This window comes from Nocardioides pelophilus (genome assembly GCF_014180685.1).
GTDB classification, from domain to species: domain Bacteria; phylum Actinomycetota; class Actinomycetes; order Propionibacteriales; family Nocardioidaceae; genus Nocardioides; species Nocardioides pelophilus.
In genome coordinates this window covers 1-691 of record NZ_JACEHF010000333.1, presented here as the reverse complement: position 1 = coordinate 691, position 691 = coordinate 1, and the positions used below count along the sequence as shown (strand labels likewise).

1 protein-coding gene is annotated in these 691 nt (G+C 76.8%); it reads left to right on the top strand.

Going from position 1 to position 691, the window contains the following annotated elements; all coding sequences use genetic code 11:
- Positions 1-691: AlkA N-terminal domain-containing protein (locus tag H0488_RS23490; RefSeq protein ID WP_281369754.1), on the top strand; the 691-nt coding region annotated here is incomplete at both ends.

The following is a 691-nucleotide window of genomic DNA, read 5'->3' as shown; positions in this document are numbered from 1 at the left end:
CCACCGACCTGACGTTCGCCGACATCGCGTTCGCGGCGGGGTTCGCGAGCGTCCGGCAGTTCAACGACACCGTGCGTGAGGTCTACGCCGCCACGCCGACCCAGCTGCGCGGCCGCCGCGGCGGAGCGCGGACGCCGGGAGCGATCGAGCTCCGACTCGCGGTGCGGACCCCGTTCGCCGGCGCGGCACTGCTGCGGTTCCTCGCGCCCCGCGCCGTCGCGGGCGTGGAGGTCGCCGGCGACGGGTGGTACGCCCGCACCCTCGACCTCCCGCACGGCCCCGGCACGGTCCGCATCGAGCTGCGCGACGAGCTCGACCCCGGCCAGACCGCGATGGTGCCTGCCCGGTTCGTCCTGCACGACCTGCGCGACACGAGCGCGGCCGTGGCGCGGGTCCGCCGGCTGCTCGACGGCGACTGCGACCCGCAGGCCGTTGCTGCCCACTTCGCCGGTGACCGGGTGATCGGCCCGCTCGTCCGCCGCCGGCCGGGACTGCGGGTCCCCGGCCACGTCGCGGGTGACGAGATCGCGGTCCGAGCCGTGCTGGGGCAGCAGGTCAGCGTGGCCGGCGCGCGCACGGTGGCCGGGCGGCTGGTCGCTGCCCACGGCCGCCCGTTCGACACCGAGATCCCCGGGCTCACGCACCTGTTCCCCGACGCGTCGGCCATCGCCGAGCTCGACCCCGAGCAGCT